14 protein-coding genes are annotated in these 17,933 nt (G+C 36.9%); all 14 read right to left on the minus strand.

All coding sequences use genetic code 11. The annotated features are described in order from the left end of the window. Positions 1 to 122 precede the first annotated feature (122 nt). Positions 123 to 1,034, minus strand: a complete 912-nt coding sequence (locus IJ535_RS08445) for an alcohol dehydrogenase catalytic domain-containing protein (protein WP_294301272.1) — start codon at positions 1,032 to 1,034, stop codon at positions 123 to 125. Continuing rightward, positions 1,027 to 2,586 carry an AMP-binding protein gene (locus IJ535_RS08450; RefSeq protein WP_294301275.1) on the minus strand — a complete coding sequence of 520 codons (1,560 nt, stop codon included), beginning with the start codon at positions 2,584 to 2,586 and terminating at the stop codon, positions 1,027 to 1,029. Before IJ535_RS08450 ends, IJ535_RS08445 begins: the two co-directional genes overlap by 8 nt. A gap of 14 nt (positions 2,587 to 2,600) precedes the next feature. Beyond that, on the minus strand, positions 2,601 to 4,823 hold the full coding sequence (locus tag IJ535_RS08455; protein ID WP_294301280.1) for an ABC transporter permease: 2,223 nt from the start codon (positions 4,821 to 4,823) through the stop codon (positions 2,601 to 2,603). Further along, positions 4,820 to 5,518: an ABC transporter ATP-binding protein gene (locus IJ535_RS08460; protein WP_294301284.1), complete on the minus strand. Its 699-nt coding sequence runs from the start codon at positions 5,516 to 5,518 to the stop codon at positions 4,820 to 4,822. The genes IJ535_RS08455 and IJ535_RS08460 overlap by 4 nt, the downstream gene beginning before the upstream one ends. 228 nt (positions 5,519 to 5,746) lie before the next feature. After that, positions 5,747 to 6,361: a 4'-phosphopantetheinyl transferase family protein gene (locus IJ535_RS08465; protein ID WP_294301287.1), complete on the minus strand. Its 615-nt coding sequence runs from the start codon at positions 6,359 to 6,361 to the stop codon at positions 5,747 to 5,749. A gap of 564 nt (positions 6,362 to 6,925) precedes the next feature. Beyond that, on the minus strand, positions 6,926 to 8,311 hold the full coding sequence (locus IJ535_RS08470; protein ID WP_294301290.1) for an ABC transporter substrate-binding protein: 1,386 nt from the start codon (positions 8,309 to 8,311) through the stop codon (positions 6,926 to 6,928). Positions 8,312 to 8,441: 130 nt separating this feature from the next. After that, a complete protein-coding gene (locus IJ535_RS08475) occupies positions 8,442 to 9,815 on the minus strand; it encodes an MATE family efflux transporter (RefSeq protein WP_294301293.1) in 1,374 nt (457 codons plus the stop codon). A gap of 4 nt (positions 9,816 to 9,819) precedes the next feature. After that, positions 9,820 to 10,476, minus strand: coding sequence for a GDSL-type esterase/lipase family protein (locus IJ535_RS08480; RefSeq protein WP_294301296.1), 657 nt, complete (start codon positions 10,474 to 10,476; stop codon positions 9,820 to 9,822). A 336-nt stretch (positions 10,477 to 10,812) separates the two neighbouring features. Beyond that, the gene (locus IJ535_RS08485) at positions 10,813 to 13,179 is read right to left on the minus strand and encodes a phosphoketolase family protein (RefSeq protein WP_294301299.1); all 2,367 of its coding nucleotides are present in this window, start codon (positions 13,177 to 13,179) and stop codon (positions 10,813 to 10,815) included. 203 nt (positions 13,180 to 13,382) lie between these two features. Next, positions 13,383 to 14,069 (minus strand): 5'-methylthioadenosine/adenosylhomocysteine nucleosidase, encoded by a 687-nt coding sequence (locus IJ535_RS08490; protein ID WP_294301303.1) that lies wholly within the window; start codon positions 14,067 to 14,069, stop codon positions 13,383 to 13,385. Between the two features lie 263 nt (positions 14,070 to 14,332). Continuing rightward, positions 14,333 to 14,794, minus strand: a complete 462-nt coding sequence (locus tag IJ535_RS08495; protein WP_294301306.1) for an S-ribosylhomocysteine lyase — start codon at positions 14,792 to 14,794, stop codon at positions 14,333 to 14,335. Between the two features lie 19 nt (positions 14,795 to 14,813). Then, positions 14,814 to 15,365: a DJ-1 family glyoxalase III gene (locus IJ535_RS08500; protein WP_294301310.1), complete on the minus strand. Its 552-nt coding sequence runs from the start codon at positions 15,363 to 15,365 to the stop codon at positions 14,814 to 14,816. Positions 15,366 to 15,558: 193 nt separating this feature from the next. Then, positions 15,559 to 16,857, minus strand: a complete 1,299-nt coding sequence (locus IJ535_RS08505; protein ID WP_294301312.1) for an MFS transporter — start codon at positions 16,855 to 16,857, stop codon at positions 15,559 to 15,561. Positions 16,858 to 16,868: 11 nt separating this feature from the next. Further along, positions 16,869 to 17,933, minus strand: a 1,065-nt coding sequence (locus IJ535_RS08510) for a B12-binding domain-containing radical SAM protein (RefSeq protein ID WP_294301315.1), incomplete at its 5' end; no start/stop codon positions are given.

Below are 17,933 nucleotides of genomic sequence, written 5' to 3' on the forward strand. Positions count from 1 at the left end.
ACTGCAATAAAAAACTTACGGTAGATGCAAGTCTGCCTTATTTGCGTGCTCAGAAACAAAGGAAATGGCAGGAAAAGCAAATGTTTTCCTGCCATTTGTTTTAGGCGATTACGCCTGTCATCTTAACTTAATGACATTGGCACAATACGTGGATCTTTTTTTTCGCCAACAATTTTATATATTTCTTTCTTGAATTTTCCTGCCTGGGCCACCCAATGTCTGTACTGTCTTTCGTCCATATTGTTTATATCACCCCAGTGGTCATATATCTTTCTATTTATATAACCAACTGCTCCAAGCTCAATACATTTTTCTCCTTTTTCTTCACTAGAGACTACAACCACAGGAATCGCACCAAAATGTCTTATGAGCGGAATTGCGGAAGTTCCTATACCACCATAACCTCCCCATACCAAAACTATATCGCCTTTACGAATCTCATTACCCTGCCATCTATTTAGCATTCTGTAAACAGTAACTCCAGTAGCAGTACAAGCTGCCGCCTCTGCCCAATCTAAAAACTTTGGTTTCTTAACACATTGACAAGGTTTCACCTTACTGAACTGCGCAAAGCCACCCCAATTCGCCTCATAACCCCATATTCTATAAGATGGGCTGAAGCAAGGATCCTCTCCGGACTTGATAAGAGGACAATTTTCATCATATTGAGCCCCTCCTACACAAACCTCATCTCCAACACTAAATTCTGTTACTCCAGCTCCAACAGCATAAACAATTCCGCTAGTCTCAGAACCGCATATATGAAAATCCTGTCGTTCATCGTAATCTCCATTATCTTCAACTACATTTTTGGGCTTTCCGAGTGCCGCCCATACACCGTTATAATTGACACCTGCCATGCGGTTAGCAATAATCATTTCTCCCTCTTTTAATTTAGGGATTTCCACAATTTCTTGTTTAAATGCTGTATTTGGACTACCCAACCGATCCGTACGTATAGTCCATGCATACATATATTTTGGCAGTTCGCCTAATGGAGGAAGCTGTCCTACATCATATATATCTTTAACCATTTATTTTACCTTCTAATTCTAGTACTAATTCGCCAAGAGCCTTTCGATCCACTTTTCCAAATGCAGTAAGTGGAAGTTCATTCATTTGTATCACCTTGTCAGGAATTTTGTATGTAGCAAGACCGTTATCTGCTAGTTGTTTTTTTAGCACATAATCATCTATTGCTTCATCACTGACAACACATGAAACTATTGCTGTTCCCATCATTTCATCTCTAACACCTAGAACAGCGCAATTTCTTATATCAGAAATTTTTAATATAGCCTCTTCAACTTCAGAGGGCATTATTTTTTCTCCAGCTCGATTTATTTGTTCTCTAATTCTTCCAAGAATCCTAATATTGCCATTTGCCAGAATGCACGCTTTATCTCCTGTTTTATAGAATCCATCTTCTGTAAAACATTCCAAATTTTTATCGCCTAATCGGAAATATTCTTTGATTGTATAAGGTCCTCTTGTTATTAATTCTCCTTCTTTACCATCCTCAACCTCTTGTCCATCCAAATTTACTATTTTTATTTCGTCATATTCAGAAATAGGCTTTCCTTGAGTATTGATTATTGTTTCTCTATCATCACTCAATGAGGTTGTACATATTAATCCTTCAGCAGTACCAAATACCTGTATAAGATTTGGTGATATATAAGAAATTATTTTTTCAGCAATGCTTCTATCAAGCATTGAGCCACCAATAAGAATTTTCTTTAAACTTTCTAATTTCCAGCCGTCCTCATCTTCTTCTAAAACATCACAACAACATTTTGCCAATGCAGGAACTAAACTTGTATAGGTAACTCCATACTCCTCAATATTCTCAAGTATCTCTAATGGCCCTAAATCATTTGAAACAACAACACATCCTCCAACATAAAATGTTCCAAGTATCCCCGGTACACATAATGTAAAATTATGGACAATAGGCATGCACGCCAAATATACTTCATTCTCTGTAAGTTCGCAGCGTTTAGCAGCCATTTCTGCATTATATATATAATCCATGTGCGTTCTTGGAATCAGCTTTGGAATACCTGTGGTTCCGCCCGATAATAACAGTAGCGCTAAATCCTCAGGTTGTACTTCATTTTCTACAACCGGTATTCTTCCACTTGTCTCTCCACATTTTTGAATCTCATCCTCAAAAATAATTTTTTTTATAAATGTATATTTGCTAGCTAATTTTTCGATTCTCGCTTGATAGTCCTGATTAAAATAGCTACGCATTCCAATGAAGAATTTAGGCGTTGCTACACTTATTATTCCTTCTAGCTCATTTTCCCCATATGCCGGCAATACCATAATAGGTATTGCCCCTATTTCAAATAATGCAAAAATAGAAAAGATTTCTCTAGATGAGTTGGCTAGTTGAACAGCAACAATATCTCCCAGTCTTATCCCCAGTTCTACGAAATAGTTTTCAATTCTTCTAACCTCATTTTTCATCTCTCCATAGGTGTATTCACTTTCGCCTTCTCTTATCGCTACATTATCTTTGAAATTTGTGAATATCCTTTCAAGATACTCCGGAAAAATTTTTTTCTCTATACTATACATATCTCTTTCCCTTTTTATCTATTATCTTTCAAACTCTCAACCATATTGATTCCATAAATTTTTCCTTTAGAAATCTGAAGCGCAAAAATGTAACTAATCACAAGAATTACCAAACATATCAAAATGCTCTGGGGACTAATCACAGCTTTTATATAACAAGCAAAAGTCTTAATCATAGCCTTAAAAAATATCTGACACACTAATAGGCTAAATGGAACGCTTAAAATAATTCCAATAGGCACCAAAATATTGTTAACATTTAAAATTGTTTTATTAATTTCATGTTTCCTGTATCCCAAAACCTTTAACATCGATATGTTGGTTCTATTTTCATCAACAATCATATTGACCGTCATATATATAAGGAAAACACAAATAATAATTCCAATTGCTATCATCATTTTTATCATCTTATTTGTGGACTCTAAAACTGAATTTAGCTGTTCATCAAAAGACTCCTTAGAAGTCGTGGCGATTATTTCATCTTCAGATAAACTTAGTTCTTTAGAGCTTACTACCATGTTGTAGCCTTGTTCATCTGTATCCAAAATTCTTCTAACATTTTCACTAGATGTATATATATTTTTTTGCACATCATCATCAACAATATCTGTCACCGTTATTGTTTCCATTTTCATTGTGACATTATTTAGAATTTTAAATTTATCCCCACGTTCCAATCCATATAGTTCTGCAACTATATGTGTAATATAAAAACCATCATCTAAAACTACTTCTTTTCCATCAAGATTTTTTAGATTCAGCATTTTTGAAGTATCATTCCCGCCAATAACATTTATCTGACAATCGTCTTCTTTAGCTCTAAATACTCCATATATATATCCTTCTTGATTATAAATTTCGTCATCAGTTTTATAGCAATTTAAATAATATACATACTCAAAGTTTCCTATTTTTTTCAGACTAGTATCAATAAACTCAGATGTAGAATTATTGCAAATAAATCCCAATTCCATGACAAAGCAACTTAATATTATTCCCAATAGAACAGCTACCGTTCTGAGTTTATTATTTACCAAAATCCTATATTGAAAAATTCGGCTAAATTTAATACTAGTCGCATTTTTTAATATGTGACTTTTTTTCCTACTTCCGTCATCTCTTCCTGTCAATAATATAACAGGCTTAATGTTTAACAACTTTCCTGAGGTTCTCAAAGTAATTAATAAATAAAGCAAAGTAGGACCAAACATGCATGCAACAACTGCAACTGGTATCAATTTAATTTGTCCAAAAATTTGTTCAAAATTTTTGGATATAAAATCTGAAATTATATCCAACGTAAAGAATGAAATAATAATACCTAACATTCCACCAATTATTCCTGGAATCAAAGCATATCCCGCATAAAAAGCATTCAACTGACGTTTTCTATACCCCAATGCGTACAATGCACCAACTATTCTCTTTTCCTGTTTTATCTTTCGTTCTAGAATAACCGATATCATAAAGACTACTAAAAGAAGCATAACTGGTAGCACAATTACCGACATAGCAATAAAGCTCTCCGGGCTTGTATTTGCATAGTGAATTCTTTGGTTATTTGCATCATCGATATAACTTGCAATTATATTTTCATCACGTATCTCATCCAAGAAAGCATCTATTTTCTTATCATCGTTATAACGTACCGTATAATAAGAGGCTACATCTTCAAATCTCTGAATTTCTGATGACTTAATAACTCCTATACAAAAGTTTTTGCTATCCGGATAACTATCGGTCTGATCTTTTAATGGATAAATATAATCAGGTCTTGCTACATAACCAACAACTATATAATCTTTACCATTTAATCTAATCTCATCATCGATTTTAATGTTGTTATTAACACAGTATTTCTTACCTAAAAGAATTTCATTATTATCACTAATATCTTTGCCTTCTATAACTTGATATTTGTTTATATCTGTGTCATCGCTAAACAACCTTATAGTCTTTTTTTCTATATTTACATCAACATAATCCTGCTTATCAATTACAAGATTATATTTTTCTTCAAGTTCCTCTTTATTATCTATATCTTTCAATACTACAAATTCTGCATTTTCAATATTCTGCTTATCACTAAAACGCTTTATAGTTTCTTTTACTCTACTTCCAGAAGTAAAAATAGTTAAAAATAGAAAGATTGTTACCGCTGTTAAAACAGAAGCAGAAATATAAAATGACAAGTTTTTAAATAAATCCCTCTTATACCTTCGAAATATAATCATAATGCTATGTCCTCTACTTTAAGCCTACTATCATTTATCTTATTCTCTATAATTTGACCATCATGAATCCTAATGATTCTTGAAGCCATATTGCTGATTTGTTCGTTGTGAGTAATAATAACTATTGTTGTTCCGTACTTTTTATTAATTTTCTCAACAAACTCAAGTACATTTTTTGATGTTTTAGAATCAAGTGCACCAGTTAACTCATCACATAACAGCACCTCAGGATTCTTAATCATAGCTCGACCTATAGCCACTCTCTGTTGCTGTCCGCCAGACAATTCATTTGGAAACCTTTTTCTATAATCATCTAAATCTAGTGCCTGTAAAATGCCATCTAAATTCAACGGTTGCGATGAAATATCTTCAACTACTCTAATATTTTCTTCTACAGTTAAGTCTGGGATTAGATTATAAAATTGGAAAACAAAACCAATTTTTTTTCTACGATATTCAATAAGTTCCTTCTCAGAAAAATTAGAAATTTCTTCATTACCAATACTTATTTCGCCTTCATCTACGGTATCGAGTCCTCCCAACATATTTAGCAATGTACTTTTTCCCGAGCCAGAAGGACCAAGTATTACACATATCTCACCATCTTCTATTTGAAGATTAACTTTTTTTAGTGCATAAACTGCCGTTTCATCCGATCCATACTTTTTTTGAACATTATTCATAACAATACTCATACGCTTTTCCTCCATGTAGTATTAATAAATTGAGCATCTCTTTTGTAGTTTGATTTATCTATTTTAGGTTAGATGTATGTAACTTCACTGGATAATTATACACAAACCAAAAATAGTGTCAATGCCTAAATATTTTTTTTAAAAGTTTTTTAGAGTTTTTTTATCAACAATAAAAGATGTGGCATTAATCCACATCTTTTCTAATAAAAATATTCAAAAAAATTTGTTTTATAAATCAATTTTAACGCAAGAAAAAAATTTATTTATATCCGCTACATCCACTGAATATTTTTTTATAATTGATTTTTTTCCCGTGAAAACAGAATAACAATACCCATCATTCTCCCATGTATGGAACAATTCATCCAGCTTTACATCTGTTGTATCCAACATTTTTATTTTATCATCTATACCACTTCCACTACATTTACAATATGCTTCCTTTCGCGTCCAAATTTTATAAAATCTTCTTGATCTATCACTATCCTGGCTATTATTAACATATTCAATCTCATTATTATGAAAAACCATTTTCATTATCTGAAATGGAGCTTCTTGAATTTTCTCAACATCTACGCCTAACTCTTCATCACACACCCCAGTTATTATTTTTCTATCGGAATGCGATAAATTAAACTTGATATTAGAATTACTAATCCAAGGCTTTCCATTCTCGGATTTAAGATAACATTGTTCTTCGACGCCAACGCCAGTTGTTTCATTAACAACTTTTCTAACTAATAGCCCAGCCAATAAACACCTTTCTTTATCTTTTTCAAATATAAAATTATTAATTGCTTTCTGTCTGCTTAAAGAAAGATATTTACTATTTTTTAAATCCACATTAATATTATCATACATTGTCAGTTCGTATAGATTTACGTCTAGCATTATCATCGTAGTGACCTCGCATTGTGTGATGTTAATTTACTTTTTTATTTTTCATAAAACCTTTATTATTGAAGGTTGTAACTAGCCCACTCAGAATAAAATGAAAATTTCATTATCTACTTATCTATCAACAAAGTCTTTATTTCATGCTTCAAAAAAACGGAATTCAGAATCTCACAGTTTTATTTGTATTTCCCAAAAAACACTGTGCAATCAAATAAAATATACCACAAATTGTATTATATTGCAGAATAAATATACTACTTCAATACCATTATCACAGTGTTATTTGCCATAAACTCTATAAACAATGCAAGTAGTGGTGCCTGACCACATTTGTGTCAGGCACAGCATTTTTCCTATTACAACTTAATTGTTTTGGGCGGGTGATAACGTAAAATCAGTATTTTCATGTGGGATGCACCCAAAATCTCACAGCAATCCATTCTATTTTCCTTAAGATTTGGCAAAGCCACCCTACTCACAGGGTGCCTTTATCTGAATATCTATATTGAATTAATACTGAACCTCTACCCCCAAACTCTCCTGGGCGTCTGTCCAGAGCTCGTTCCATGAATCCATGATTTCATCGAAGGTCATGTCGCCAATTGAGGCGTGCTCGATAATCTCTTGAATCTTTCTATCTCCGCCATTGTTTACATTAAGCTCGCACTCGGAGTTAAGTTCGTTAAGAAGATCCTCCTCGCCCTCTAATGCTGGGGAATCATCAACAAACTCTACGCCTTCGAAGGAAAGCTTGGTATCAGTATTCTTTGTTGCTACTGGAAGTCCATCCTCATTGTAAGAATAGCCTGAATCCTCGGCCATCCATTTAACAAAGATAAGTGCAGCCTGCTTCTCATCTGCTGTGGCGTTTACATTGATACCATAGCAATAGTCAGCGCCGGCCTTAGCATACTGCTTGCCATCTATTGTGATAGGAAATGCCATGTAGCCGATATCATCTGCATTGGCACCAGCTGCCTTCATCTGTGGGACTGCCCATGAGCCAAGAACCATGCAACCAATCTTGCCGTTGTTGATCATGCCCTTGCAGCCTTCCCAGTCAGTGGTGATATAGTCATCCTCTGTAAGACCCTTAGCCACAGCATCATACAGAATCTTGTAGACTGCATAAGGATGTGTGCCGTCACCATAATCCTTGAATGGATCCTTGGTGTGAAGCAGCTTTTGGTTCATGTAATCTGAATCGCCTGTGGCGCTGACACCTGTGTACATATCCCATACGCCCATAGTCCAGCCAGCTGCGTAGTTGGTATAAAGAGGAATTGCCTCTGTGTTGTCCTTAATCTTTTGAAGGGCATCTAAGAATTCCTCTGGAGTCTTTGGAAGCTCCGTAACTCCTGCATCGGCAAACACCTTTTTGTTGTAAACTATGCCCTGTGTAGTAGCGGTAAATGGTACACCATAAACCTCCTGCTGGTACATACGCTCCTCAGCATAATTGATTAGCTTTGACATTGTATCCAAGTCACCATAAGACATGAAATATGAGCTGTAATCAGCTTTATCCACTGCCGGGATACCCATGATAGTTTCGTAATCACCTGACTGCAGATGCGTCAAAGCATCATCAGCATAGTTAGTATCTGTAGTTATATTGACAGTTATTCCTGGATAGAGCTTATTAAACTCAGCCAAATACTCCTTCCACGAAACTCCGCCGTACTCATCTGAGTCCATGTCCGTTCTATTGTTAAACATTGTGATTGTGGCTTCCAAATCTGTGAAATCCTCACCTAACACAATGTCTGCGTACGGTTTTAAATTTTCATCTGCCCCAGTATCTACTGCTGCACCTTCATTTGAATTTCCACACCCCGTCATGGCAAATAGCATAGAACCTGCTAAAATGCCTGCCAATACTTTTTTAGCTTTCATTTTCTTAATCTCCTTACTATTAACTTTTCCAGACGTCTTAATGGAATTATACAAACCGCTATTGCTATTTACAACGGAACAAAAGGCCTTTTGCATGGCTTTTATCCCTTTTTGATTTACATTTGCACACTTACAATTGTGCCTTTTCTTCTTCCTTGAAGGTTTTGTTTATTACTATCAGCATGGTTGTAAAGCATGCCAGGCCGCCAACCACATTGCTGATAGGTTCTGCCAAGAATACTCCCATGGTACCCATTTTGAAAAAGTATGGAAGTATATATGTTAGAGGCACAACTATCACTACCTTTCTAAACAATGAAAAGAAGATTGCATGATACTTCATTCCAAGTGATTTGAATACCACCTGGCCGGAATGCTGAAATATCATAAACACGAAGGTGGAAAAATACACGTTAAATGCGGCAACGGCATCCAACATGATAGTCTTATCATTACTGAAAGCGCCAATGATTGTTTCTGGCGAAAGCTTTATAAACAACCATACGCCCATGGTATAAGCCAAATCCAGCACAAACATGATTAAGATAGCCTTTTTTATTCTGTCGTATCTTCTAGCTCCATAGTTGTAGCTAATAAGAGGAGATGTTCCTTCTGTAATAGCAAGGATTGGTGTCTCCATCATCTGACGGGCACTGTTTACTATGGTCATGATTGATATATAAATATCTCCACCAACTGTAGAAAGTACATTGTTGCAGGAAATCTGCACCACCGCATTTGTAAACTGCACTATAAATGCTGCTGTTCCAAGAGCCACTATTTTATAAATATATTTTAAACTTCTTTTTACCTCGTTCAAATTAAGAAGATGAAGCCTGTAGGCATAGTCCTTTTTATACAGAAATTTCAGCACATACAAGGCTGACAGTGCCTGGGATATTACTGTGGCGATTGCTGCTCCCTCTACTCCTAAATCAAACAGAAAAATAAAGATTGGGTCTAATATGATGTTAGCTACTGCTCCTACCATCACTGTAGTCATACCCACTACTGCATAGCCTCCTGCTGTGATAAAAGGATTCATACCTGTTGCTATCATAGAAAATATGGTTCCAATCAGATATATCCTTAGATATGGCATGGCATAAATAAGGGCCTCGTTGGACGCGCCAAAAACTCTAAGTATTCCCTTACCAAACAGTTCTCCTATTACAGTTAACACCACTGCAGATGACACTAGTAAGAAGAAGGATGTGTTTTGATAGGACTTAGCAACTCTATCGTCTCCTCTTCCCCTTTCAATAGAAAAAAGCGGAGCTCCTCCGCTTCCATACATATTTGTAAATGCACTAATTAGTATAACAATAGGAAAGCACAGCCCCACTGCTCCCAGCGCCGCTGTGCCAATTCCGTGAATCCTGGCAATATATATTCGATCCACAATATTATAAAGGAGGTTTAATATCTGGGCGACTAGCATTGGCAATGCTGCCGATAATATATTGCTAAGAGTTCCACCATTTTTAAAATCTATCTGTTTCAATCCACTACTCCAAAATGTATTTTTTCATATTATTAAAAACAATATCATAGGCCTCTGGCCACATATGAATTCCGTCTTTGGAAAGCTCTGGCCTTAAATGTCCCTCGCTATTGCACAATCCATCATTCACATCGATGAACTTATAATTGAATTCCCCCGCAAGCTCCCTTGCCACTGCGTTTGCTTTATCAAGGCGCTCTAGCCTATAATTTACACTGGTGATATAACCATCCCCCGGCATGTCCTTGGCAACCTCAGGGCTAACAGGATAGTATGCCATCATATAGACTGCAGCGTCTGGAAGTTCCCTCTTTATTATATTAAGCAGCCTTCTGTAGTCCCCCTCAAATTTCTCCTCAGTCTCATCAGGGATACTGATATCATTAGTGCCGATGTTTATAAATATCTTAGAAGGCACAAGCTCTAGCACCTGTTCCTCCACAGCCTCTATCATCTCAGGGATGGTGTATCCACCAATTCCTCTGTTATAAATCACTGCATCTACACCATGATTAAGTGCTATCTCGTTTATAGGAAACTGCTCCATCAAGGATGAGCCTGTAAAAAGAATCTGCCCCTTTTGCACCAGTGTATTCATATGCTTGTATATTTTTCTTTTTAATTCCTTTTCCTCAAGGAAAAACTTTTCTAATTCATTCATTTTAAATTACCACCCCTGTTAATTTAAGAAAATTATATAAGTATATATCTTTAATTACAAGTTTCCAGGACTTTCGCTTACCTTGATTTTGCATTAATTCTATTGCATTTGCATGGTGACAAAACAAGAAAGAGTTTTGCTTTGCAAAACTCCAGTAGTGCGAGCCGGCAATTGCTGAAAGCAATTATCTTCCTATGCCGGCGAGACACATCTTTCAAGCGAAGCTTGTTTTTTACTTAATAGGATATTACAGAGTAATTTCCTATTAAGTAAAAACACCGCCTGACATTTGACTATCAGACGGTGCATTATTATGAAAAAAGTATTGGGAAAAACTTAGTTAAGACCTGTCCACTTCCACTCAGCGATTTCAGGCATATCAACACCTACATCATGGATGTAAGTCTTGTGCTCTACGAGCTTATCCTTCATCTTCTGCTTGAGGAATGCGCCCTTGTTACCAATCTGTGGCATGTTGTTAAGCATAGCAATAACAAGGTTGAAACGGTCAATCTTATTCTGAACTCTCATATCGAATGGAGTTGTGATTGTACCTTCCTCATGGTAACCATATACGTGAATGTTTCTGTTAGTTCTTGTATATGTAAGCTCATGGATAAGTGTTGGATATCCATGGAATGCGAAGATGATTGGCTTATCCTTTGTAAAGATTGAATCATATTCAACATCTGTAAGACCATGTGGGTGCTTGTTACTTGGCTCCATCTTCATAAGGTCAACTACGTTTACGAAACGAACCTTAACCTCTGGCATCTCCTTGTGGAGGATGTCAACAGCTGCAAGAGCCTCAAGTGTAGGTGTGTCACCACAGCAAGCAAGTACGATGTCTGGCTCTTCTCCTGTGTCTGTTGAAGCCCAATCCCAGATACCGATACCCTGTGTGCAGTGCTTAACAGCCTGCTCCATTGTAAGCCACTGTGGTCTTGGGTGCTTAGATGCAACGATTGCGTTTACATAGTTCTTGCTCTTTAAGCAGTGATCCATTGTTGAGAGCAAGCAGTTTGCATCTGGTGGAAGATAAAGTCTTACCACGTCTGCCTTCTTGTTAGCAATGTGATCAAGGAAACCTGGATCCTGGTGTGTAAATCCGTTGTGATCCTGCTGCCATACGTTTGATGTAAGAAGAAGGTTAAGTGATGCAATTGGACGTCTCCATGGGAGGCTGTTGCAAACCTTAAGCCACTTAGCATGCTGAGCTGCCATTGAATCGATGATTCTGATGAAAGCTTCGTAGCTTGCGAAGAAGCCGTGACGACCTGTAAGAAGGTAACCCTCTAACCAGCCTTCACACATGTGCTCTGAAAGCATTGAATCCATTACACGACCATCCTTTGCAAGGAACTGATCTGTGCCTTCTTCGATTGGTGAGTTCCAATCTCTATTTGTAACCTCGAATACCTTGTTAAGACGGTTAGACATTGTCTCGTCTGGTCCAAAGATACGGAAGTTTCTCTGATCCTCGTTAAGCTTGAATACGTCACGGATGTATCCACCAAGCTCAATCATATCCTGCTTTTCAACAGAACCTGGAGCTGGAACATCTACTGCGTAATCGCGGAAATCTGGAAGTCTAAGGTCGTGAAGAAGCTTACCACCATTAGCATGTGGGTTAGCGCCCATACGTCTGTCTCCCTTTGGAGCAAGCTCTTCAAGTTCAGGAATAAGACGACCATTCTCATCGAAAAGCTCCTCTGGACGATAGCTCTTTAACCACTTCTCAAGGATTTCCATGTGCTCTGGCTTGTCCATCATAACTGGAACCTGGTGAGCTGCAAAAGATCCTTCAATCTTGTTTCCGTCTACTACCTTAGGGCCTGTCCATCCCTTTGGTGTACGAAGAACGATCATTGGCCATACTGGTCTTGTAGCATCGCCTGTCTCTCTAGCGTGCTTCTGGATAGCCTTAATCTTATCCATACACTCATCAAGAGTCTCTGCCATCTTCTTGTGCATAACCTTAGGGTCATCACCTTCAACGAAGTGTGGCTCCCAGCCCATACCTGTGAAGAAGTTTACAAGCTCTTCGTGTGACATACGAGCAAGGATTGTAGGGTTTGAAATCTTGAATCCGTTAAGGTGAAGGATTGGAAGAACCGCACCATCTGTAATAGGATTTAAGAATTTGTTTGACTGCCATGATGTAGCAAGTGGGCCTGTCTCAGCCTCACCATCACCAACAACGCAAGCTGCAATGAGCTCTGGGTTATCGAATACTGCACCAAATGAGTGAGCGATAGAATATCCAAGCTCACCACCCTCATGGATTGAGCCAGGGTTTTCTGGAGCAACGTGGCTTGAGATACCGCCTGGGAATGAGAACTGCTTGCAAAGCTTCTGCATACCGTCGATATCACGGCTTACGTTTGGATATACCTCACTGTAAGAGCCTTCAAGATATGTGTTAGCCACGAAGAAGTTTCCGCCGTGACCTGGACCAGAAATAAGGATCATATCCTGGTCATATTTATTAATTACACGATTGAGGTGTACATAAATAAAGTTCTGTCCTGGTACTGTTCCCCAATGTCCTACGATTTTCTTCTTAACCTGCTCTCTTGTGAGTGGCTCACGAAGGAGTGGATTGTCAAGAAGATACAACTGTGCTGCTGCGAGATAGTTAGTTGCACGCCAGTAAGCGTCCATTTTCTCTAAGTACTCGTCAGTAATCTGTGTGTGATTCATTTTACATCTCCTTTAAATACTTTAGAATTTCCTAAAAGACAAAAACCATTATACAACAATAGGATGTACATTGTACATCCTATTTTGATAATTTGTTAAATTTTTATCTAACTGCGATATATTATCTATTTTTTTGTGTATTTTGTAGAGTGCATTCTTTACCTTTTAGGGTTCTTTTTTTGCGATTTACTATTAGCCCTATATTATTTCAGCTTAGCAATTACATCTAAAACGATACTAATAGATTGCTCTGCAGCCTTACCAGCAAAGGTATTGTAGTCCATTGCACTACCATCCGCATCGGAAATAGAACGAATAAGGGTAAATGGAACATTATTGACATAGCATGTGTGAGCGATACTTCCGCCCTCCATATCTGCTGCTATAGCATCAAATCTCTGGCGGATTGTCTGACGTTGCTTATCAGTATCAACAAACAAGTCACCTGATGCAATTACACCTGTCTGATGATAAATTCCCTTAGCCTCAAGCACCTGACAAACTGCATCCTTTAGTCTTTCATCAGCTGGGAAATTAATAATATTAATTCCTGACACAAGTCCTACAGGATCGCCAATTGCTGATGTATTCATATCATGCTGCACTGCAGACTCTGCCACTGCCACATCAAGCACCTTAAGATCCTTAACGAGCGAACCTGCCACGCCAATATTAATCACATGGTCTACTCCAAAATGCAAAATCATAATCTCTGTGCAGATTGCAGCGAAGACTTTACCAATTCCTGAAACTGCGGCAACTACTTCCACACCACTGATTTCACCTGAAATGAAATCTACGCCGCTGATTGTCTCGAATCTTTGCTTCTCAATTGAAGGCTTAAGATTCTCAATCTCTATCTGCATTGCACCAATAATACCTAACTTCATTTTCTACCTCCTGGGTTATGGCTCGCCTGTTACGGTCTCAAGCCTTAGATATTTCCTTCGTCGACTAAATGTCTCCTTCGGAAACACTAAGAGCTTGATACCTACAGGCTATTTATACTCTTATAAATTACAGTTACAAAAAATTATATTCGCTCTCGACGGGATGTCTCCTTGGGAAACATATTTTTTTGTTACCTACTGGCTATTTATAGGCTCTTGAGACCTACCAGCTATTTATACTCTTACTAGTTACAACGAGCTTTCTACGATGGATATGTGAACTCCATGTTTGTCCATGAGTTGAGGACGTCTAAGTAACGCTGGCACTCCTTTTTGGCAAGGGCAATGTCCAGGTTTTCGTAGTGACCGCACTCGATGGCGCTCTTTCCGAAGACGTCGCCTTCGTGGTCTACTGTCTGTTTAAATACTTTTTTAACAACCTCGAATGTCTTCTTTGAATCAACGCCCTTTACAACTAGATAGAATCCTGTTTGGCAACCCATTGGACCAAAGTAAATAACGTGGTCTGCAATTTCTGAATTGCGGATATATGTTGCAATCATATGCTCAACTGAGTGCATTGTTGCATTATCCATGTAGTCGCCAGCATTGGGCTTTCTTGTTCTCAAATCATAGGTGATGATATCACCGTCATCTACACGTGAAATATAAAATCCAGGTGTAAGGATGTTGTGATTGATTGTAAAACTCTTAATTCTTTCCATTTTAATCCTATGGTCCTTCCTATATGTTATAAACTATTCCCTTGGCAAGCTTGTCTGCTACATCTGCTCCCTTGAAGGTCTTTACGATTTCAAGTGCAAATGGGATAGCTGTTCCCATGCCACGACTTGTGATGATATGGCCATCGTGACAAACTGGGTCTGTAGAAAAATCTGCATCTAACAAATCCTTCTCCATGCCTGGATAGCAGGTAGCTTTCTTGCCCTTAAGGATACCAGCCTTGCCAAACACAGTTGGGGCTGCGCAGATGGCTGCAAGTCCCTTCTTAGATGTATTAAAGCCATGTATCTGATCCATGAGAGGCTCGCAAAGCTCCAAATTAAGTGTGCCTGGCATTCCTCCTGGAAGCACCAGCATATCTGCACTTTCAAAATCAGTATTCTCTATCAGCTTATCGCAGTATGTTGTAATGCCATGTGCACCTGGCACCTTCTTATTTCCTGTGATTGAAACCATCTCTATTTCAATATCAGCACGCCTAAGTAAATCAACAACTGTAAGTGCTTCGATTTCCTCATGACCTTCGGCCATAAATATAAGTACCTTGCTCATTACTACCTCCCTATTTATATATTTATTTAAATCCTATGATAACATAAAACATGGGAAAAATCTGTTAGTAAAAAAGTAATAATCTAGCACATATTATCATTTCGCCACATTCATATTTTTTGTTGATTATCTATTATGTCGTATGAGTAAAACAAAGGCTGTGCTCATATGCACAGCCATATACGATAATTATTTAAGCAATTTCTGTCTTCTCTTTCATTTCGTCTACTGTAGTTACTTCTTCCTCCGAAGTATCCTCTTCCTCATACACTATAGCCATAACCAACAGAAGAACAATTATCACTCCGCCAGTAATAAAAAATATAACATTTGTCGCAAAACGAACCGTAATTATACCAACTAAAAACGATATAATTGGGACGGCTGCAGCTCCTGACGCATTCATTATAGCTCCAGTTCTTGCAATATAATCTCGTTCCACAATTTTGTAAAAGGTAGCATTAATATACGTAGATAAGAGTGAAAATATGAATCCTACTATAATAGAAATTGTTCCTACAATAATATATTTAGCAAATTCATTATTTATAGTTAGTCCAATTAAAGGTAGTAATATGTGATACAATCCCAATATTAATCCAACTGTTACGATTAACTTCTTTCCAGATATTTTATTGGCTATCATAGGAAATACTATTGATCCAATAAGCATACCTGCACTAACTGTCAAACTAAATACAGATAACATAATTGCATTTGACTTTAACACTTCCGACACCATTGGCGCCTGCAAACTATTAATTGGAACAAAAACTGCATTACACAAAACAGAAAGAAGTATGAAGTTAAATAATAACTTCTTCGCAACAATATATTTTCCACCTTCCTTCAGAAGCTTGACATACGAGCCTTTAACCACTGTTTCATTGCTCTTTACTTCATGTGTGTTCATGGTAAGAATTATTAATGCTGAGCCAAAGAATGTGGCAGCATCAATGCCAACAGCCACTGATACACCAAAAGTTGCTATAATTCCTGCTGCAACTGCCAATCCAACCATTTCAACTACTGTTCCAACACTAGAACTTAATGATACACCATAATCTATTGTTTCTTTACTCAAAACTCTTACTACCACTGCACTAGAACATGGCATTCTAAATGCTTCCGCGCTAGAAATTATTATGGTTGTCGCTATTAACATCCATGGTTGAAGCATTCCACTATAAAATGATAAGGCAATAAACGCTACACATAAACCTCTTATCAAATCAGTAACAATCATAACATTCTTTTTATTCATTTTTTCTATGGCTGCTCCAGCTATCGGTTGTAGAAAAATAGTAGGTATTTTATTAATTCCAAATATTAATGCCGCCCATGATGCACTTCCTGTTAGAAGATATACCAGCCATTCATATGCAATGGCATCTATAGAATCACGAAATCTATTAACTATATTCGCAGATATTAGCTTCAAATAATCTTTTTGCTTTAATAAGTCTTTGTAACCTGTCTTACCGCTTTCCATACAATCCTCCTTTAAGTTGCTACCCTAACACCCAAATCACCATCAAAATCAATAGCTTTTATACTTAATCCAGTTGGTGTCTTGGAAAGAACATAATATGAATCTTTCCTCGTAAAGCATCCAGTCTTTAGTGCTTCTATAAAATCAAACTTATGAAATATGATTATATTGTCACTATTATTTGCCTTATTCAGATTATAGTCTGCTATTTCCTGTTCGAATTTAATCATTTCCATTATCTCCTCTGATGTGTCAGCAAACTCTTTAATCAATATTTCGTGAACCATTTTATATATTATTGTTCTAGTGGCTAACCCGCCAAAAGATTCATTTACTGATAAGTGATTCACCTCATATTCTGTATTCTTTATAAGTTGCTCATATTTCTTATAAATATCCACAAGATTACATTTTTTTAGAAGATAATTCACTGAAAACTTATACATTCCTTTTCCAGCAACAAACGCTTCTAGAAGAAAGTCAATTCTTGTATAGTTTTTTCGTAAATCCGAATCAAATGTATAGTACTGGACAAATATCTCTTTGTATTTTAAAATCATCTCATTAAGTCTGTCATTAAATTTATTAGCGTTATAAACAGATAACTCTATTTGAGATGAATCAAAGTACAAACGATCATTTACCTTTGCAGTTTCCTTTGTGTTAGGTAAAGGTATAAAAAGATGCAATTGGACATTCAATACATCCTTTATCAGTAAACGTTGAATCATATTCATGGTTTCCCTAAAGTCCTTTTCAGTTTCTTCTGGAAAACCATAAATAAATGATACCGTAAGATCAAATCCATAATCCTTTAGCTTCACTATTTTATCGACTGCTTCATCCAACTTAAGATTTTTATTGACAACTCTCTGAAATGATTGTGAACCAGTTTCTATTCCCATGTAAATAGATTGACAGCCTGCCTTTTTCATCATTTGCATCATTTCATCATCAAGGGCATCAATTCTAGATGAGCATCCCCATGTAAATCCCAATCTACTGTCTATCATAGCTTTGCAGAACTCCATCAGATGAGCCTTATTAACAGTAAACATATCATGTTCGAGAGAAAA

This window comes from Pseudobutyrivibrio sp. (assembly GCF_017471675.1).
GTDB lineage: Bacteria > Bacillota > Clostridia > Lachnospirales > Lachnospiraceae > Pseudobutyrivibrio.

What these genes read in the sequence shown, in the direction of transcription:
- IJ535_RS08455 (WP_294301280.1), bottom strand. Translation starts at nt 4,823, where the DNA reads ATGATTATATTTCGAAGGTATAAGAGGGATTTATTTAAAAACTTGTCA.
- IJ535_RS08500 (WP_294301310.1), bottom strand. Translation starts at nt 15,365, where the DNA reads ATGAGCAAGGTACTTATATTTATGGCCGAAGGTCATGAGGAAATCGAA.
- IJ535_RS08490 (WP_294301303.1), bottom strand. Translation starts at nt 14,069, where the DNA reads ATGAAGTTAGGTATTATTGGTGCAATGCAGATAGAGATTGAGAATCTT.
- IJ535_RS08460 (WP_294301284.1), bottom strand. Translation starts at nt 5,518, where the DNA reads ATGAGTATTGTTATGAATAATGTTCAAAAAAAGTATGGATCGGATGAA.
- IJ535_RS08470 (WP_294301290.1), bottom strand. Translation starts at nt 8,311, where the DNA reads ATGAAAGCTAAAAAAGTATTGGCAGGCATTTTAGCAGGTTCTATGCTA.
- IJ535_RS08485 (WP_294301299.1), bottom strand. Translation starts at nt 13,179, where the DNA reads ATGAATCACACACAGATTACTGACGAGTACTTAGAGAAAATGGACGCT.
- IJ535_RS08480 (WP_294301296.1), bottom strand. Translation starts at nt 10,476, where the DNA reads ATGAATGAATTAGAAAAGTTTTTCCTTGAGGAAAAGGAATTAAAAAGA.
- IJ535_RS08495 (WP_294301306.1), bottom strand. Translation starts at nt 14,794, where the DNA reads ATGGAAAGAATTAAGAGTTTTACAATCAATCACAACATCCTTACACCT.
- IJ535_RS08445 (WP_294301272.1), bottom strand. Translation starts at nt 1,034, where the DNA reads ATGGTTAAAGATATATATGATGTAGGACAGCTTCCTCCATTAGGCGAA.
- IJ535_RS08450 (WP_294301275.1), bottom strand. Translation starts at nt 2,586, where the DNA reads ATGTATAGTATAGAGAAAAAAATTTTTCCGGAGTATCTTGAAAGGATA.
- IJ535_RS08505 (WP_294301312.1), bottom strand. Translation starts at nt 16,857, where the DNA reads ATGGAAAGCGGTAAGACAGGTTACAAAGACTTATTAAAGCAAAAAGAT.